Source organism: Pseudomaricurvus alcaniphilus (assembly GCF_011440395.1).
Classification (GTDB): Bacteria; Pseudomonadota; Gammaproteobacteria; order Pseudomonadales; family Cellvibrionaceae; genus Pseudomaricurvus; species Pseudomaricurvus alcaniphilus.
This window is the reverse complement of the sequence record NZ_JAAOIX010000007.1, coordinates 169,719-186,097: the sequence shown is the minus strand read 5'-3', so window position 1 is coordinate 186,097 and position 16,379 is coordinate 169,719. Positions and strand designations below refer to the sequence as shown.

Here is a 16,379-nt window from a genome sequence, read left to right as displayed (position 1 = left end):
GCCAGTGGGTTAACATTACAGATATTGGCAGGCGGGTAAAAAAACCAGATTATGAAATACGTGGCAGAATGACGGGAGCAGTAGGCGACAAACAGCGGTGGAATATCAGCACGTTCGTGCTGCTGTTGTGTCTGCTCGCGCTGCTGGGCAGCCAGAAATTACAAGCGGCCGCCGCAGTGGAGGGCCTGCGTATCTGGCGAGCTCCGGATCATACCCGACTGGTGTTTGACCTGAGTGCCCCGGTGGAGCACAGCCTGTTTAGTCTGGATAACCCCGAACGCCTGGTTATCGACCTCAAGCAAACCCGGCTGCAAGCCGACGTAACTGCACTGGCACTGGACAAATCCCCCATCGGCAAGGTGCGCACTGCGGTGCGCCACGGCAGCGATCTGCGGGTGGTGCTGGATCTCAACAGCCGGGTGCAGCCCAAAAGCTTTTTTCTGCAAAAGCACGGCGACAACGACGACCGCCTGGTGATCGACCTGTTTGACCAGGCGGCAGTGGTGGAGCGGACCGTGGCCGAGGTGGTGCCGCAGTCCAGTAGTCGGCGGGATATCGTGATTGCCATCGATGCCGGGCACGGCGGTGAAGACCCGGGTGCGCTGGGCCCCAGATTTGGCTCCCGCCGTATCCAGGAAAAAGACGTGGTGCTGGCCATCAGTCAGCAGTTGGCGGCGTTGATCAATCGCGAGAAAGGCTACAAAGCTGAGCTGGTGCGCACCGGGGATTACTACATACCCCTGCGCAAGCGGCGCGATCGCGCCCGTGAACTGCGCGCCGACTTGTTCGTGTCGATTCACGCCGACGCCTTCAAGCACCATCAAGCCAATGGCGCCTCGGTGTATGCCCTCTCGCGCAGTGGCGCCACCAGTGAAACTGCCCGCTTCCTCGCGGAAAAGGAAAACGAGGCCGACCTCATCGGTGGTGTGGGCAGTGTCAGCCTGGACGATAAAGACGAAGTCTTGCGCGGCGTGCTGGTGGACCTGTCGATGACCGCAACCCTGGGCTCCAGCCTGCAGGTGGGGGAGAGGGTGCTGAAATCCATGGACAGCGTGGCGCGTTTGCACAAGCAGCAGGTGGAGCAGGCCGGCTTTGCGGTGCTGAAATCGCCGGATGTACCCAGTATCCTGGTGGAGACCGGCTTTATCTCCAACCCGGACGAAGCCAAGAAGCTCAACAGCCAGTTCTATCGGCAGTCGCTTGCCAACTCCATCTTTAAAGGCATCAAGGAACACTTCTACGCCATGCCGCCGGCCGGCACTTATATCGCCTGGCAAAAAAATGGCGGCGATGACGGCAGTGGCCAACACGTCGAGTATGTGATCGCCAAAGGTGATACCCTCAGCACTATCGCCCGACGTTACGATGTCAGTGTCAGCCAGTTGCTCAAGGTCAATGGCCTCAGTGGCAGTACCATTCGCGTCGGCCAGCGCTTGCTTATCCCAACTTCCTGACCACAGCAGTCCCCATGTCTAAAATCAAATTACTAAGCCCTCGCCTGGCCAACCAGATAGCCGCTGGTGAAGTGGTGGAACGGCCAGCCTCAGTGATCAAGGAAATCCTGGAGAACAGTATCGATGCCGGTGCTACGCGCATCGACATCGAGATTGAAGCGGGCGGGGTCAAACTGATGCGCCTGCGAGACAATGGCTGTGGTATCGAGAAAGATGACCTGGCGCTGGCCCTGAGCCGCCACGCCACCAGTAAAATCTACCAGCTGGACGACCTGGAAGCGGTGGCTACCCTGGGCTTTCGGGGCGAGGCGCTGGCCAGTATCAGCTCGGTGTCACGCCTGACCCTGACCAGTAATACCGGGACCGGCAGCAGCGGCTGGGCGGCCCAGACTGAGGGCCGGGAAATGGACACCGAACTGGTGCCGGCGGCGCACCCGCTCGGCACCACGGTGGAAGTGCGGGACCTGTTTTTTAACACCCCGGCGCGGCGCAAATTCCTGCGCACTGAAAAAACCGAGTACGGTCGCATTGAGGATGTGGTCAAGCGGCTGGCGCTGTCGCGCTTTGATGTGGCCTTTAACCTGCGTCACAACGCGCGTGCCATCCACAGCTGGCGCGAGGCGCACAGCCAGGCGGAGCAGGAGCGCCGGGTGGCCCAGGTGTGCGGGCCGGCGTTTATGGAAAACGCCGTGCATATCGACATGCAGCGCAGCGGTCTGTCCCTGCGCGGCTGGGTGGCCTTGCCGACGTTTTCTCGCAGTCAGGCAGATCTGCAGTATTTTTACGTCAACGGTCGCGCCATTCGTGACAAGCTGGTGACGCACGCGGTGCGCCAGGCCTTTCAGGATGTGCTGTTTCACGGCCGCCATCCGGCTTTTGTCCTCTACCTCGATCTCGACCCCGGCATCGTCGATGTGAATGTGCACCCCACCAAGCACGAAGTGCGCTTTCGCGACGGCCGTATGGTGCACGATTTCCTGTTCCGCAGCCTGCACCATGCGCTGGCCGATGTGCGACCGAAGGACGAATTGGCTCGCCCGCACCAGAGCCAGCCTGCGGCTCCGGCGGACCCGCGCGAGGCGGGGGTATTCCGGCAACAGGAGCGCATGAGTTTCCAGCCGCCGGTACGCAGCGGCTTCGCTGGGGCCGGTTCAGGTGCAGCCGGCTTCGGCGCGGCTGGCGCTTCGTCCCTCGCCGAGCAACTGCCCGCCTACCAGCAACTCTATTCCGCCCCGGCACCCGGTCCGGCAGCACCACAACTGGCGGAGCTGGCCAGTGCCGATAGCGAAATTCCGCCGCTGGGTTACGCCATTGCCCAGCTCAAGGGCATCTATATCCTGGCGGAAAACGCCCAGGGGCTGATCGTGGTTGATATGCACGCCGCTCACGAGCGCATCGTCTACGAGCGCATGAAAGCGGCGCACAGCGAGGCGGGCCTGCGCGCCCAGCCACTGCTGGTGCCGACCACCATTGCACTGAGCGAAAAGGAGGCCGATTGCCTGGAGCAAAACCAGCCGACCTTTTCCGCCCTCGGTTTTGAGGTGCAGCGGGTGGGCCCCGAGAGTGTCCTGATCCGGCAGGTGCCAGTGGTACTCAACAAAGCCAATGTCGAGCAGCTGGTGCGCGATGTGCTCTCGGACCTGCTCGAGTACGGCGACAGCAAGCGCATCGATGAGCACATCAACGAGATTCTCGCCACCATGGCCTGCCACGGCTCAGTGCGGGCCAACCGCAAGCTGACTATCCCGGAAATGAACGCCCTGCTGCGCGACATGGAAATTACCGAGCGCAGCGGCCAGTGCAACCACGGCCGTCCCACCTGGGTGCTGCAGAGCCTGGATGAGCTGGACAAGCTGTTTCTGCGCGGCCAGTAAACCGTCCGCAATGACGCCAGTGACGATGCCATGAGCGACAGCAAACCCCGGGTTATCTTTTTAATGGGCCCCACCGCCTCGGGCAAAACCGACCTGGCCATCGGCTTGCGCCAGCACCTGCCGGTGGAGCTGATCAGCGTGGATTCGGCCCTGGTGTATCGCGGCCTGGATATTGGCAGTGCCAAGCCATCGGCGGCGGAGCTGGCCCTTGCCCCGCACCGCTTGATCGATATCTGCGACCCATCCGAGCCCTACTCGGCGGCCAACTTTCGCGCCGATGCATTGGCCGAAATTACGGCTATTCACGCCGCTGGTCGTATCCCCCTGTTGGTGGGCGGCACCATGCTCTACTTCAAGGCGCTGCTGGAAGGCCTGGCGGACCTGCCCGTCGCCGACGCGACGCTCCGGGCACAGATAGAGGCGGATGCCAGTGCCCACGGCTGGCCCTTCGTGCACGCCCAGTTGGCGGCCGTCGATCCCCAGGCCGCGGCGCGGATTCACCCGCAGCACTCCCAGCGTATCAGCCGGGCGCTGGAGATCTATCGGGCCACGGGGGAAACCATGAGCGCTCTGTGGGAGCGCCAGGACCGCTCGGGGCAAAGCCTGCATCAGTGCTTTGAGGTGGTGCAGTTTGGGTTGATGCCCCATAATCGCGCACTTCTCCATCAGCGCATTGAAGAGCGCTTCCTGCGGATGCTGGCCGACGGCCTGCTGGAGGAAGTTGCACAGCTGCGCCAGCGCGGGGACCTGCACAAGGATTTGCCGGCCATCCGGGCCGTGGGTTACCGCCAGGCCTGGGAGTATTTGGCCGGTGACTATGATCGCCAGGCCATGATCGAGCGCGGCGTCGTGGCTACGCGGCAGCTGGCCAAGCGGCAATTGACCTGGCTGCGGGGCTGGCCGGATCTGCAGCGGGTCTATATCGACAACGAAGCGGGGCAAATACGAAAAAAAAGCGCCCTGATTCAGGAATTAATGAACTATTTGCAATAAACATCCTTATAATAGGAACGACTTCGACCGCTCATGGTCAGTTTATTGCAAGGTATCGTCTTGCTAACGCTTGCCGCTGCTTCCAGCTTGGGGGAAATTTCGAACTGGAACCTGTTGCGCGGCACTTTTTAATCTATTTGAAGGAGAATGATCATGTCAAAAGGGCATAGCCTACAAGACCCTTACCTAAATGTGTTGCGCAAAGAGCGCATCCCCGTATCTATATACCTGGTCAACGGCATCAAGCTGCAAGGCCAAATTGAGTCTTTCGACCAGTTTGTGGTGCTGTTGAAAAATACGGTCAGTCAAATGGTCTACAAGCACGCTATTTCTACCGTCGTGCCCTCGCGTGCGGTGCGCGTACCTATGCTCAACCCACAGGCGGGTGAGGGCGAGGACGCAGAATAGCTATCTCGCTGAGGTATTTCGTTGTTTTTTGAGCGCCCTGATTCCGGTGAACTGGCGGTATTGGTTCACCTGGAGATTTCCCACGGTACCGACGCCGAAGATCCACGCGAGTTTGAAGAGCTGGTATTGTCAGCGGGCGGTGACCCGGTGGACTTTATCACCGGTCAACGCTCCGCCCCCCAGGCCCGCTATTTCGTTGGTACCGGCAAGCTGGAAGAATTGCGGCAGAGTGTGCTTCAGCACGATGCACAACTGGTGATCTTCAATCACAATCTCTCGCCCAGCCAGGAACGCAATCTCGAAGCCGAATTGAAGTGCCGGGTGCTGGATCGTACTGGCCTGATTCTCGATATTTTCGCCCAGCGCGCCCGCACCCACGAAGGCAAGCTGCAGGTAGAGCTGGCCCAGTTGCGGCACATGTCGACGCGACTGGTGCGCGGCTGGACCCACCTGGAGCGGCAGAAGGGCGGCATCGGGCTGCGCGGCCCGGGTGAAACCCAGCTGGAAACCGACCGGCGGTTGTTGCGCGCGCGCATCAAAAATATCGTCAAGCGGCTGGAGAAGGTGCGTAAACAGCGGGACCAGGGTCGCCGCTCCCGACGGCGGGCGGAAGTGCCGACGGTATCCCTGGTGGGCTATACCAACGCCGGTAAATCCACACTGTTCAACTATATCACTGCGGCTGGCGTCTACGCCGAAGACCAGCTGTTCGCCACCCTCGACCCCACCATGCGCCGGCTGGAGCTGGACGGGCTGGGGGCGGTGGTGCTGGCGGATACAGTGGGCTTTATCAGTCATCTGCCGCACCGCCTGGTAGAGGCTTTCCGCGCTACCCTGGAGGAGGCCGCGAGCGCTGACCTGCTGCTGCATATTATTGATGCGGCGGCGGAAGAGCGGGCCCACAATATCGAACAGGTCGAGGAAGTGCTGGAGGAAATTGGTGCCAGCGAACTGTCCGAGTTGCGGGTCTACAATAAAATTGACCTGCTAGAGGACTTTAACCCTCGTATCGATCGCGACGACGAGGGCAAGCCCCAGGCGGTGTGGCTGTCGGCCAGGTCCGGCGCCGGCGTCGATCTGCTGCTGGAAGCGGTGGCGGAATTGCTCGGCGACGATCGGGTGCAACAGGTATTGTGCCTGGCGCCGGAGCAAGCGCGGCTGCGGGCCAAGCTCTACCAGCACAACGCTGTCACCGATGAGCAGCACGGCGAAAATGGCCAGATAGAGCTGGGCCTGAGTATTCAAAAATCGGATCTATTGCGTATCCTGAGCCAGGAAAATCTCGCTTTCGATGCTCTGGAATGGCACGCCAGACGTAAGGTATAAAGCATCGCTGTAAATTACGCGGGCAGTACTGGCTGCGGCAGCACAACGAATTAACCAATAATGAACGGGCTTTTGCTAGAATCTGCCATTTTCGGCACAGGGCGGCACTGCCCCAAAGAACACAATGACGGAGATTCACTATGGCCTGGAATGAACCGGGTGGAAATAATCAGGACCCATGGGGTGGCAAGCGCGGCAATGATGGCCCGCCGGACCTCGACGAGGCACTGAAGAAGTTTCAGGAAAAACTTGGCGGTCTGTTCGGCGGTGCCGGCAGTGGCGGCGGTTCCCAGGGTGGCGGGTTGAGCAGTTCGGCGCTGGGCATTATTGTGGTCGGCCTGCTTGTCGTCTACGCCCTGTTTGGTATTTACCAGGTCAACGAACAGGAGCGGGCGGTGATCCTGCGGCTGGGTGTTTACTCGCAAACCAAGGGGCCCGGCCTGCACTGGAATCCACCGCTTATCGACACTGTTGAGAAGCTTAACGTCACCAAGGTGCGCTCGCACAGTTCGCGCGGAGAGATGCTGACTGAGGATTTGAATATCGTCAAAGTCGATCTGTCAGTTCAGTACCGCATTAACGACGCCCGGGCATTTGCCCTGATGGTGCGCGCTCCGGAGGAGTCGCTGGCCCAGGCCACCGATAGCGCCCTGCGCCACGTCGTTGGTTCGTCACCCATGCACGAAGTGCTGACCGAGGGCCGGGAAAAAATTGCCTTCGATGTCCAGGCGCGGCTGCAGGCTTATCTTGACGCCTACACCACCGGTATTGAAATCAGTACTGTCAACGTTGAAGACACAGCGCCACCGAACGAAGTGCAGGCAGCCTTCGATGACGTCAACAAGGCGCGAGAGGATGAGGAGCGGCTGAAGAACGAGGCCGAGGCCTACGCCAACGGTATTATTCCGGAGGCCAGGGGTAAAGCCCAGCGGGTTATCGAAGAAGCTACCGCTTACCGGGAGCAAGTGATCGCCAAGGCCGAGGGTGAAGCCAAGCGCTTTGAGCAATTGCTGTTTGAATACAACAAGGCGCCGGCGGTAACCCGGGAGCGCCTGTACCTGGATGCCGTGCAAGAGGTGATGGCCAACAGCTCCAAGGTGATGATCGATGTCGAAGGTGGCAATAACATGCTCTATGTGCCGCTGGACAAGCTGGTTAATGCCAGCGCAGTGTCGGCTCGCACCCAGGAACTCTCCCCGGAAATAGTGCGCGAGATCAGTGAGCGTGTGGCGGACCAGATTCGTCGCGAAAACATAACCAATACCCGTCGCCGGGAGGTTCGCTAACTATGAACAATAAAGTCATGGCGCTGGTGATCAGCTTGCTGATTGCCGTTATTGTCGCCTCCAATACCCTGTTTATCATTATGGAAACCGAGCGCGGGGTGCTGCTGAAGTTCGGCAAGGTGGTCAACGATGACCTCAAACCCGGCTTGCACATCAAGGCACCACTGATGCACGAGGTGCGCAAGTTTGACAGTCGTGTGCTGACCCTGGATGCCCGCCCCGAGCGTTTCCTGACCATTGAGAAGAAAGGCATCATGGTGGATTCGTTCGCCAAGTGGCGCATCGAGGACGTGGGTGACTACTACACCGCCACCAACGGTGAGGAAAGCCGCGTGGTGCAGTTATTGTCCCAGCGCATCAATGAAGGCCTGCGCAACCAGTTCGCCCAGCGCTCCCTGCAGGAAGTGGTCAGTGGCGAGCGCGACCAGCTGATGACCGACCTGACTGAGAACCTGAACAAACTGACCATACAGCGCTACGGTATCCGCCTGGTGGACGTGCGGGTCAAGCGCATAGACCTGCCCGAGCAGGTGAGCGAATCGGTGTTTAACCGGATGACCAGTGAGCGGGAGCGGGAGGCGCGTGAGCACCGCTCCAAGGGTAAGGAGCAGGCCGAAGTGATTCGCGCCGACGCCGATCGCCAGCGCACCATCCTCGAGGCGGAAGCCTATCGGGATGCCGAGCTGTTGCGCGGTGCCGGTGACGCCAAGGCGGCAGCCATCTACGCCCAGGCCTACACCCAGGATCCGGAGTTCTACAGTTTTGTGCGCAGCCTGACGGCTTATAAAGAGACGTTTAACAACAAGGGCGACATGATGCTGGTGGATCCGAAGAGCGACTTTTTCCGCTACCTGAAATCCAGCAAGGGTAAATAACCGGGCGGTGGCAGCGGCGCTGGCTGGCCGTCTGCTCCCGACGGCCAGGCGGCGAAAGCGGGTAAAATTTGGTCCGCGGCCGCCATCGGTGGTAGAATTCGTCAACCGGGCCCAGTGGGCCCGGTTTTTTTGTGCCACAAGGGTACAGGCAGCAAAGGTTAACAATTCAGGTATGTGGGAAGAGCTGGGCAAGGCATTCTGTTTGATGCTCGTACTCGAGGGTATCCTGCCGTTTTTATACCCGCAACGCTGGCGCAACATGGTGGTAACATTGGCTACTGTGAGCGAGCGGCAGTTGCGCATGGTTGGCCTGTTCAGCATGCTGCTCGGCGCCGGCCTGCTGTACCTGATTAAATGAATTCAAAAAAGCTCCAGGCAAGAGGCAACATTCGGCCATGACTTACGCTGATCGCTGGTTATTACCAGACGGTGTCGAAGATATTCTCCCGGCAAAAGCGCTGCGCATAGAATCCCTGCGCCGGCGGCTGGTGGACCTTTACGGTCGCTGGGGCTACGAACTGGTGATTCCACCACTGATGGAGTACACCGACTCCCTGTTGATCGGTCTGGGTCGCGATATCGACCTGATGACGTTCAAGGTTACTGACCAGCTCTCCGGTCGCAGCATGGGGATTCGGGCCGATATTACCCCGCAGACCGCCCGTATGGATGCCCATAGTCTCAAGCGCAGCGGCCCTTCGCGCCTGTGTTACGCAGGCCATGTTTTGCACACCCGGCCCAAATCGCCACTGGCGACCCGCTCGCCCATCCAGGCAGGTGTCGAGCTGTACGGTGAAGCCGGTGTCAGTGCCGACACCGAAGTGATCTCACTGCTGCTGGCCTCATTGCAGGAAAGCGGCCTGGAACAGCTCAATATCGACCTCGGCCACGTCGGCATTTATCGCAGCCTGGCCGACGCCGCCGGGCTCGATGAAGCCGGCGAGCAGGATTTGTTCGACCTGTTGCAAGCCAAGGCGAGCACCGATATCCGCCACTGGGTCAAGGCCAATGTCGCCTCGGCGGAGCTGTCCGAAATGTTACTGGCGCTGCCGCAATTGGCCGGCGACCGGGAAGTGCTGCAGCGCGCCCGCAAAGTGTTGGCCAGGGCCCCGGCGGATGTGCTCACCGCCCTCGATACCCTGGAGACGGTGGCGGAGACCATTGCCCGGCGCTACCCGGCGGCACAACTGTATTTTGACCTGAGCGAATTGCGCGGTTACCACTACCACACCGGCATCGTCTTCGCGGCATTTGCGCCGGGCTACGGTGCGGCGGTGGCCAATGGTGGCCGCTATGACCACGTCGGTGAAGTGTTTGGCAACGCGCGTCCGGCAACCGGCTTTGCCGTGGATATTACCGCTCTCGACGGTCTGCTGCAGCCAGTGCAGGGTCGCAGGGGCGCCATTTTTGCGCCCGCCGTCGACCGCGCTGACAACGATGATTACTGGAACAAGATCACTGAACTGCGCGATAGCGGCGAGGTGGTGGTGTGTGGTTTTGCCGGCCAGGAGGCCAGTGCGGCAACGCCCGCGTGTGATCGGCAATTGGTGTTCGAGGGCGGTGACTACCGGCTTCAGCCCCTGTAAGTGCCGATCGAATCAGGTACCAATTGAATCAAGTAGCAACTAAATCAAGTAGCAATCAAATTAAAGAGTCAGGAAAACAATGGGCAAAAACGTTGTTGTATTGGGCACCCAGTGGGGTGACGAGGGCAAGGGTAAGATAGTTGATCTGTTGACCGATCAGGTATCTCTGGTGACGCGCTTCCAGGGCGGCCACAACGCCGGCCACACACTGGTGATCGACGGCAAGAAAACCGTCCTGCACCTGATTCCCTCGGGAATCCTGCGCGCCGGGGTCACCTGCATGATCGGCAATGGCGTGGTGCTGGCGCCCGATGCCCTGATCGAGGAAATGGCCGGGCTGGAAGCAACCGGGGTGCCGGTGCGCGAGCGCCTGCGCCTGTCACCTGCCTGCCCGCTGATTTTGCCCTATCACGTGGCGCTGGACAAAGCCCGCGAATCCGCCCGTGGCGATGCCAAAATTGGCACCACCGGGCGCGGCATCGGCCCGGCTTACGAAGACAAGGTAGCGCGCCGCGGCCTGCGCCTCGGTGACCTGCTCAATCCCGAGCGCTTTGCGGTCAAGTTGAAAGAGGTGATGGAATACCACAACTTCACCCTGGTCAATTATCACAAGGTCGAGGCGGTGGATTACGACAAGGTGCTGGCAGATACGCTGACCATGGCGGAGCAACTGACGCCGATGATTGCCGATGTTACCCACCTGCTGCACGACGCCCGGGAAAATGGTGAGAGCATCCTGTTCGAGGGCGCCCAGGGTTCGCTACTGGATATCGATCACGGCACCTACCCCTTTGTGACCTCCTCCAATACCACGGCTGGCGGCACCGCCACTGGCTCCGGTTTTGGCCCGCTCTATCTCGATTACGTACTGGGCATCACCAAGGCCTACACCACCCGCGTCGGCTCGGGGCCGTTCCCCACCGAATTGTCCTGTGCTGTGGGCAAGCACCTGGGGGAAAAGGGGCACGAGTTCGGTGCCACCACCGGTCGCCAGCGTCGCACCGGCTGGTTTGATGCCATCGCCGTGCGCCACGCCATTCGCATCAACAGCATTTCCGGCCTGTGCCTGACCAAGCTGGATGTACTGGACGGGCTGGATGAAGTCAAAATCTGCATCGGTTACAAAGATCGCGATGGCTATGACACCTGCGTACCGTTTGACGCCGAGGGTTGGCAAGAGGTACAGCCAGTCTATGAAACCATGGCCGGCTGGAAAGAAAGCACGTTTGGGGTGAGCCGCTGGGATGACCTGCCCGCCAACGCCCAGGCCTACATCAAGCGCCTGGAAGAACTGGTAGGAGCGCCGGCGGATATTATCTCAACCGGCCCGGACCGCATCGAAACCATCGTCTTGCGCCACCCGTTCGACTGCTAGTCACAGATCTGCCTGCTTCTGGTAAACCTGCCACGGGTAAGCCTGCCGCAGGTTTACCTGACCCCCGTCGAAGCGAAAACCGGCGGGGATCAGCGGGCAATTAGCCCTGCTCCTGATTCCAGGCGATACACTCCGCCAGGCTAACACCACTGCCCCCGAAGATATCCAGCGCACTGCCAATGGTCAGGTCGACCTTGCCTGCGGACAGCCTGTCCACCAGCTTCAGGTCGTCGAGATTGCGCGCGCCACCGGCGTAGGTGACCGGAATGTGGCACAGTTCACCTAGCAGGGTCACCAGCGGCTCATCGATGCCCGCTTGCAGGCCTTCCACATCCGCGGCGTGCACCAGGAACTCGGCACAGTGCTGGCTCAGTTCCGCCAGGGTTTCGGCGCTGATGCGGGTGGCAGTCACCGTCTGCCAGCGATTGGTGGCGATATTCCAGCCCTTGCCGGTGCGCCGGCAACTCAGGTCCAATACCAGCCGCTCCCTGCCGACCACGCTTTTGATTTCTTCCAGCCGCTGCCAGGAAAACGCCTCGCCCTCGAACAGGTAGGAGGTGACGATCACGTGGGAGGCGCCGGCCTGCAAATACTTTTCGGCATTGCCTGGGTTGACCCCGCCACCGAACTGGAGACCGCCGGGCCAGGCCTGCAGCGCCGCCAGCGCTTGTTCCTCGTTGCCCGGGCCGAGGGCAATCACATGCCCACCGTGCAAATTGTGGTCGTGATACAGCCGCGCGTACCAGGCGGCATCCTGGCTGCTGACAAAATTGGTGTCGGCACCGGCGTCGCTGAGACTGCCGCCGACAATTTGTTTGACCTGGCCCTGGTGCAGGTCGATGCAGGGTCTGAACTGGGTCACGTCTTTGGCTCCATTTGCTGATGTCTGCCTGCTGCTGCAGGTGCGCGAGTATAGCAAAGATGGCTTGGGCCCGGGGGTGAAAAAGGCCGGCGACATTTTTTCCTGCGACCGCTAAACAGCGTCGCCAGCATTATGGCCACTATTGCGGCATCTCTTGCAAGGCAGCCGCAGGCTTGCCTATCAGTATCATTTAACATCATTGCTCGATTGCAGACTTACATGCGGCCTGCTTGTGGAGTCGGAGCTCCTCGCTCCAGCGATAGTCGCCGGCGGGAGCCCATCCGAAATCGAGGTAGTTAGGGCAAGAGTTTGCCTGGTTTGTTGGCAGGGAGTTGATTTCAGCAGTAAACAATAATACTGTATATAAATACAGTTGATCTCTAATAATTGGAGGCTGGTGATGAATCCTTTCCCCGAGGCTGTGCCCGAGCCCGCAGTTATGCCTGAATCGATGCCCAAAGCTCCATCCACAGCCCTGAAAGGTCGCGGTACGGCCAGTCGTATCCCGGGTCGTTTTGCCATCACCAGTGTCGAACTGGACGCCGACGGCGAGCCGCTGCCACACCCGGCCACGGAAGTGAGCGCCGAGACTGCGCGGACGCTGATTACCCGCAATCGCTCGCCGGATGTGCCCTTTAATTTGTCCATCAACCCTTATCGCGGTTGCGAACACGGTTGTATCTACTGCTTTGCCCGTCCCAGCCACGCCTACCTCGACCTGTCGCCGGGCCTCGACTTCGAAACCCGGTTGCGGGTCAAGCACAATGCGCCGCAACTGTTCGAGCAGGAGTTGCGCAAACCGGGCTACCGCTGCGAGAGCATCGCCCTGGGGGTGAATACCGACGCCTACCAACCGCTGGAGAAGGAGCAGGGGGTGGTGCGGCGCCTGCTGGAGGTGGCGCTGCAATTCAAGCAACCGCTGTCGATCATTACCAAGAGCGGCCTTATCCTGCGCGACCTGGATCTGCTGCAGGCCATGGCCCGGCAGCACCTGTTGCACGTAGCAGTCAGTGTCACCAGTCTCGACAATGACCTCAAACGGATAATGGAGCCGCGGGCGGCATCGCCGTCCATGCGCCTGCGGGTAATCCGCGAACTGAGAGCGGCCGGAGTGCCGGTGACGGTGCTGCTGGCGCCGCTGATTCCGCTGATCAACGAGCACGAAATGGAGTCAATCATCGATGCGGCGGCAGCGGCCGGGGCGCAATCCATTGCCTACATCCTGTTGCGCCTGCCCCATGAAGTCGCCCCTATTTTCGCCGAGTGGCTGCACCAGCACTTCCCCGAGCGGGCCGGGCACGTACTCAGTCGCCTCAGCGCCATGCGTGGCGGCCAGCTGTACGATGGCCGTTTCGGCCGACGCATGACCGGTGAAGGTATCTTCGCCGAATTGATCAGCCAGCGCTTTCAGGTGGCACGGCGCAAAGCGGGCCTGGGGAATCGGGAGGGTTTCGCCCTCGATTGCAGCCAGTTTCGGGTGCCACCCCGACGCGGGGACCAGCTCTCACTGCTGTAACTTCTCAAGCGGGCTCTGCCGGGTAGAACACCGCCAGCCAGACAGTCAGTTTATCGGGGTGGGTCCACACTACCCGATGGCGGCTGTGCGCCGGGATATTGAGGTGGTCACCCACCCCCAGCTGGACCCTGTCGCCGTCTTCGAATTCCACTGTGCCGCCACCCTGTAACACCAGCACCCATTCGTGCTCAGCCTGGTCGTACCAGCCTTCGGCGGGGGCGGTATGGCCCTGGGAGACGATGCGCTCGATGCGCAGCCGGTCCTGGCGGAGCAGGGTAGTGACCAGTTCGGCGTCGAGTTGCTCGGGTAAGTTAGCGAACAGGTTGATCATGGTGTTGTCCTCAGGGGCGCCGGCACAAGTTGATTGGCCCGATCTGCTTTACTGCTGATAGCGAGGGTAGAATCGGCATTCAGGTTAAAACCATGGTGCCAACAAAGTGCAGATAACGCAGCAGTAATGCCTTCATTGCGCAGACCACTCAAGTTTTTTCCCGCCGTGCGCTCCCCGGGTTGCTTTTGCGCTTGGCGCCAAGAATATCCTTGACCCGCTCCTGCAATGCCGGCACCACCTCGGCTTCGAACCAGGGGTTGTTGCGCAGCCAGCGGTTGTTGCGCGGGCTGGGGTGGGGCATCGGCAACAGCTCGGGCCAATAATCCTGCCACCGTCTTACCCGCTGTACCAGCGGCTCTGAGCTCTTGCCCAGGTGATAGTCCTGGGCGTATTTGCCCAGCACCACGGTCAGCTGCACATTGCCCAGCTGCGCCAGCAGCGCCTGTCGCCAGGTCGCGGCGCACTCCGGGCGCGGCGGCAAATCGCCGGACTTGCCGCTGCCGGGGTAGCAAAAGCCCATGGGCAGCAGGGCTACAGTCTCGGGGTCATAGAAGGTATCCCGGTCGATGCCGAGCCAATCGCGCAAGCGCTCGCCGCTGGGGTCGTTGAAGGGGATGCCGGTGTCGTGCACCTTGCGCCCGGGAGCCTGGCCAACAATCAGGATGCGGGCGCTGGCGTGGCACTGCAGCACCGGTCGCGGGCCCAGCGGCAGGTGGGGCGCGCACAGCTGGCAGCTGCGCACCTGTTGCAGCAATAAATCCAGTGCGGGAATTCTGTCGGCCAAGTTCTGCCCCCGATATTTTCCAATCCGTGGTGCTGCTGAGCAGTTCGGGCCCAGGGCCGCCCGCGGGCTCGGCATTTGCTCCAGCTTGCACGCGTTATGCAATTAACCACTTTACGCGATTAACCGCCGTGCGCAATTAACGTTATTGTGAAAATAACCAGGCTGCGCAGCCAGTCATGATTTTTCAGTTAACCAGTGTTCACAGGTATTTTTAGCCAGCTGTCATTTGTCGTCGTTTTTTCGGGTCACACTCATCCAGTCCAGTACCACACCGGAAATAGCGCTGATGCGCGCCACCCGAAAGATTACCTGCAGCACCTGCGGGCGCTTGCGCAGGGTCGGCTCGTGCAGGCGCGGCAAATAGTACGCGGCCACCGCGATGCGCAGCAGCGAGCTGGTCAGGAAGACGATAAACAGCGCACTGCCCCAGCCCCAGTCTGGCATAAGCCAGTTCCACAAGGTTGGCGCCTGGCTGGCCACATAGCCGCCCAGCAGGGCGCCGCCAAATACCGCCAGCGCCGATACGGCGGCCTGGATGGCGGCGTAAAAGGCGAAGTTGGTCTGGTGGGGGCGAATGTCGTACAGGTAATTGCCGGTGCTCAGGGTATAGCCACTCCAGGCCAGTCCCGACAGCACTTGCACCAGCAATAAATAATAAAAGTTTGGCGACACCAGCCACAGCAGTGGCAGCACCGGAATCAGGCAGCTACAGATAATCATGGTCGCGCGGTTGCCAAAGCGATCGCTGAAGCGGCCCCAGCTGCTCAGCAGCAGGAACTGGGTGGCCACCGAGGCGATATTGTTGAGACTGAACTGCAGGTAGCTGAACTGCAGGTCACGCAGCATGTAGACGGCGAAAAAGGGTGCCGAGATCGCCACCATCCCCTGCATGGAGGCGACATAAAAGCTGTACTGGCGGAAGGTTGGCTCCTTCAGGGCAACACCGACCTGGCGCAAGGTGGCCCACAGTTCGGCATCGGAGGCGATGGGCATGTTGCTGGGGTCATGCATAGAGCGCATCAACTGGGCTGACCAGAAACGACCCACTGCCGCTACGCCAAACAGCAGGGCGAAACCCAGCCAGGCCAGGCCGGTGGCATCGCTGCCGCTGAGCAGGGTGCCGCCGAGAATAAATACCAGCAGCGAGGAAATCATGGTCAGGCGGGTGCGGCGGGCAAAAAACAGGCCGCGCCGGCGCCCCGGCACCAGTGCCCCCATCCAGGCGCGCCAGTGGGGCTGGATAATGTTGAGGCAGGAGAAGTAACCCACTGCCAGGGTGATCAGTGCCGGTATTTGCCAGCTGGCCAGCCCGCCGAAGCCGCGCCACAGCGCCAGCACCGCCATGGCCAGCATGATCACCGCCTGCAGTGTTGCAACTCCGATCACCAGCCGCTTGCGCGACATGTGATTGCCCATCCAGGCGGACACCAGTTGCCAGACCGCGGCAAAGAACTGCGGAATGGCGGTTAGCCAGCCCATTTGGGCGGCGCTGGCCTGCAGGTAAACCGCAAAGGCATTGAGAAAGTTGTCGTTGGTGGCAGTCATCGCCGAGGACGCCACGGCTTCCTGCTGGGAGCGGCGCAAGGTCAGGCGCAGCCACGAAGGCTGGCGCTGGTTGGGGGCGTTCACTGTGTCGGTCATATTATGTAGGTAGAGTGTCGCCAGCGGGCAAGGCGCACGGCAGCCCGGTGCCCTGTGATCTGGTCAAA

At 60.6% G+C, this 16,379-nt stretch carries 15 protein-coding genes; 11 read left to right on the top strand and 4 right to left on the bottom strand.

Annotated elements, in window-relative coordinates:
• The first annotated feature begins 68 nt into the window (after nt 1–68).
• From G8764_RS14605 to G8764_RS14560, 10 genes are all read left to right on the top strand, one after another.
• On the top strand, nt 69–1,454 hold the full coding sequence (locus tag G8764_RS14605) for an N-acetylmuramoyl-L-alanine amidase (protein ID WP_166165398.1): 1,386 nt from the start codon (nt 69–71) through the stop codon (nt 1,452–1,454).
• Nucleotides 1,455–1,468: 14 nt separating this feature from the next.
• Nucleotides 1,469–3,328, top strand: coding sequence for a DNA mismatch repair endonuclease MutL (mutL, locus tag G8764_RS14600; protein WP_166165397.1), 1,860 nt, complete (start codon nt 1,469–1,471; stop codon nt 3,326–3,328).
• Between the two features lie 30 nt (nt 3,329–3,358).
• Nucleotides 3,359–4,321, top strand: coding sequence for a tRNA (adenosine(37)-N6)-dimethylallyltransferase MiaA (miaA, locus tag G8764_RS14595; RefSeq protein WP_166165396.1), 963 nt, complete (start codon nt 3,359–3,361; stop codon nt 4,319–4,321).
• Nucleotides 4,322–4,474: 153 nt separating this feature from the next.
• On the top strand, nt 4,475–4,729 hold the full coding sequence (gene hfq / locus G8764_RS14590) for an RNA chaperone Hfq (RefSeq protein WP_166165395.1): 255 nt from the start codon (nt 4,475–4,477) through the stop codon (nt 4,727–4,729).
• A gap of 21 nt (nt 4,730–4,750) precedes the next feature.
• Complete coding sequence (hflX, locus tag G8764_RS14585) at nt 4,751–6,055, top strand: ribosome rescue GTPase HflX (RefSeq protein ID WP_166165394.1); 1,305 nt, start codon at nt 4,751–4,753, stop codon at nt 6,053–6,055.
• Nucleotides 6,056–6,195: 140 nt separating this feature from the next.
• On the top strand, nt 6,196–7,341 hold the full coding sequence (hflK, locus tag G8764_RS14580) for an FtsH protease activity modulator HflK (RefSeq protein WP_166165393.1): 1,146 nt from the start codon (nt 6,196–6,198) through the stop codon (nt 7,339–7,341).
• A gap of 2 nt (nt 7,342–7,343) precedes the next feature.
• Nucleotides 7,344–8,216, top strand: a complete 873-nt coding sequence (hflC, locus tag G8764_RS14575; protein WP_166165392.1) for a protease modulator HflC — start codon at nt 7,344–7,346, stop codon at nt 8,214–8,216.
• Between the two features lie 172 nt (nt 8,217–8,388).
• The gene (locus G8764_RS14570; RefSeq protein ID WP_166165391.1) at nt 8,389–8,574 is read left to right on the top strand and encodes a DUF2065 domain-containing protein; all 186 of its coding nucleotides are present in this window, start codon (nt 8,389–8,391) and stop codon (nt 8,572–8,574) included.
• 37 nt (nt 8,575–8,611) lie between these two features.
• The gene (locus G8764_RS14565) at nt 8,612–9,802 is read left to right on the top strand and encodes an ATP phosphoribosyltransferase regulatory subunit (RefSeq protein ID WP_166165390.1); all 1,191 of its coding nucleotides are present in this window, start codon (nt 8,612–8,614) and stop codon (nt 9,800–9,802) included.
• A gap of 79 nt (nt 9,803–9,881) precedes the next feature.
• Nucleotides 9,882–11,177 carry an adenylosuccinate synthase gene (locus tag G8764_RS14560; RefSeq protein ID WP_166165389.1) on the top strand — a complete coding sequence of 432 codons (1,296 nt, stop codon included), beginning with the start codon at nt 9,882–9,884 and terminating at the stop codon, nt 11,175–11,177.
• 100 nt (nt 11,178–11,277) lie between these two features.
• Here G8764_RS14560 and hisA read toward each other — a convergent pair whose 3' ends face one another.
• Complete coding sequence (gene hisA, locus G8764_RS14555; protein WP_166165388.1) at nt 11,278–12,039, bottom strand: phosphoribosylformimino-5-aminoimidazole carboxamide ribotide isomerase; 762 nt, start codon at nt 12,037–12,039, stop codon at nt 11,278–11,280.
• Between the two features lie 400 nt (nt 12,040–12,439).
• Between hisA and G8764_RS14550 the strand changes: the two genes are divergently transcribed.
• On the top strand, nt 12,440–13,555 hold the full coding sequence (locus tag G8764_RS14550; protein WP_243748819.1) for a PA0069 family radical SAM protein: 1,116 nt from the start codon (nt 12,440–12,442) through the stop codon (nt 13,553–13,555).
• A gap of 4 nt (nt 13,556–13,559) precedes the next feature.
• Here G8764_RS14550 and G8764_RS14545 read toward each other — a convergent pair whose 3' ends face one another.
• From G8764_RS14545 to G8764_RS14535, 3 genes are all read right to left on the bottom strand, one after another.
• Nucleotides 13,560–13,886, bottom strand: coding sequence for a cupin domain-containing protein (locus tag G8764_RS14545; protein WP_166165387.1), 327 nt, complete (start codon nt 13,884–13,886; stop codon nt 13,560–13,562).
• Nucleotides 13,887–14,034: 148 nt separating this feature from the next.
• Nucleotides 14,035–14,670 carry a uracil-DNA glycosylase family protein gene (locus G8764_RS14540; RefSeq protein WP_243748818.1) on the bottom strand — a complete coding sequence of 212 codons (636 nt, stop codon included), beginning with the start codon at nt 14,668–14,670 and terminating at the stop codon, nt 14,035–14,037.
• Nucleotides 14,671–14,892: 222 nt separating this feature from the next.
• Nucleotides 14,893–16,311, bottom strand: a complete 1,419-nt coding sequence (locus G8764_RS14535) for an MFS transporter (RefSeq protein WP_166165386.1) — start codon at nt 16,309–16,311, stop codon at nt 14,893–14,895.
• Nucleotides 16,312–16,379 lie beyond the last annotated feature (68 nt).

Bases quoted from the DNA above. Each gene is read 5' to 3' on its own strand.
- miaA (WP_166165396.1), top strand. From the start codon at position 3,359: ATGAGCGACAGCAAACCCCGGGTTATCTTTTTAATGGGCCCCACCGCC.
- G8764_RS14550 (WP_243748819.1), top strand. From the start codon at position 12,440: ATGAATCCTTTCCCCGAGGCTGTGCCCGAGCCCGCAGTTATGCCTGAA.
- hfq (WP_166165395.1), top strand. From the start codon at position 4,475: ATGTCAAAAGGGCATAGCCTACAAGACCCTTACCTAAATGTGTTGCGC.
- hflC (WP_166165392.1), top strand. From the start codon at position 7,344: ATGAACAATAAAGTCATGGCGCTGGTGATCAGCTTGCTGATTGCCGTT.
- G8764_RS14565 (WP_166165390.1), top strand. From the start codon at position 8,612: ATGACTTACGCTGATCGCTGGTTATTACCAGACGGTGTCGAAGATATT.
- G8764_RS14545 (WP_166165387.1), bottom strand. From the start codon at position 13,886: ATGATCAACCTGTTCGCTAACTTACCCGAGCAACTCGACGCCGAACTG.
- G8764_RS14535 (WP_166165386.1), bottom strand. From the start codon at position 16,311: ATGACCGACACAGTGAACGCCCCCAACCAGCGCCAGCCTTCGTGGCTG.
- G8764_RS14570 (WP_166165391.1), top strand. From the start codon at position 8,389: ATGTGGGAAGAGCTGGGCAAGGCATTCTGTTTGATGCTCGTACTCGAG.
- mutL (WP_166165397.1), top strand. From the start codon at position 1,469: ATGTCTAAAATCAAATTACTAAGCCCTCGCCTGGCCAACCAGATAGCC.
- G8764_RS14560 (WP_166165389.1), top strand. From the start codon at position 9,882: ATGGGCAAAAACGTTGTTGTATTGGGCACCCAGTGGGGTGACGAGGGC.
- G8764_RS14605 (WP_166165398.1), top strand. From the start codon at position 69: ATGACGGGAGCAGTAGGCGACAAACAGCGGTGGAATATCAGCACGTTC.
- hflK (WP_166165393.1), top strand. From the start codon at position 6,196: ATGGCCTGGAATGAACCGGGTGGAAATAATCAGGACCCATGGGGTGGC.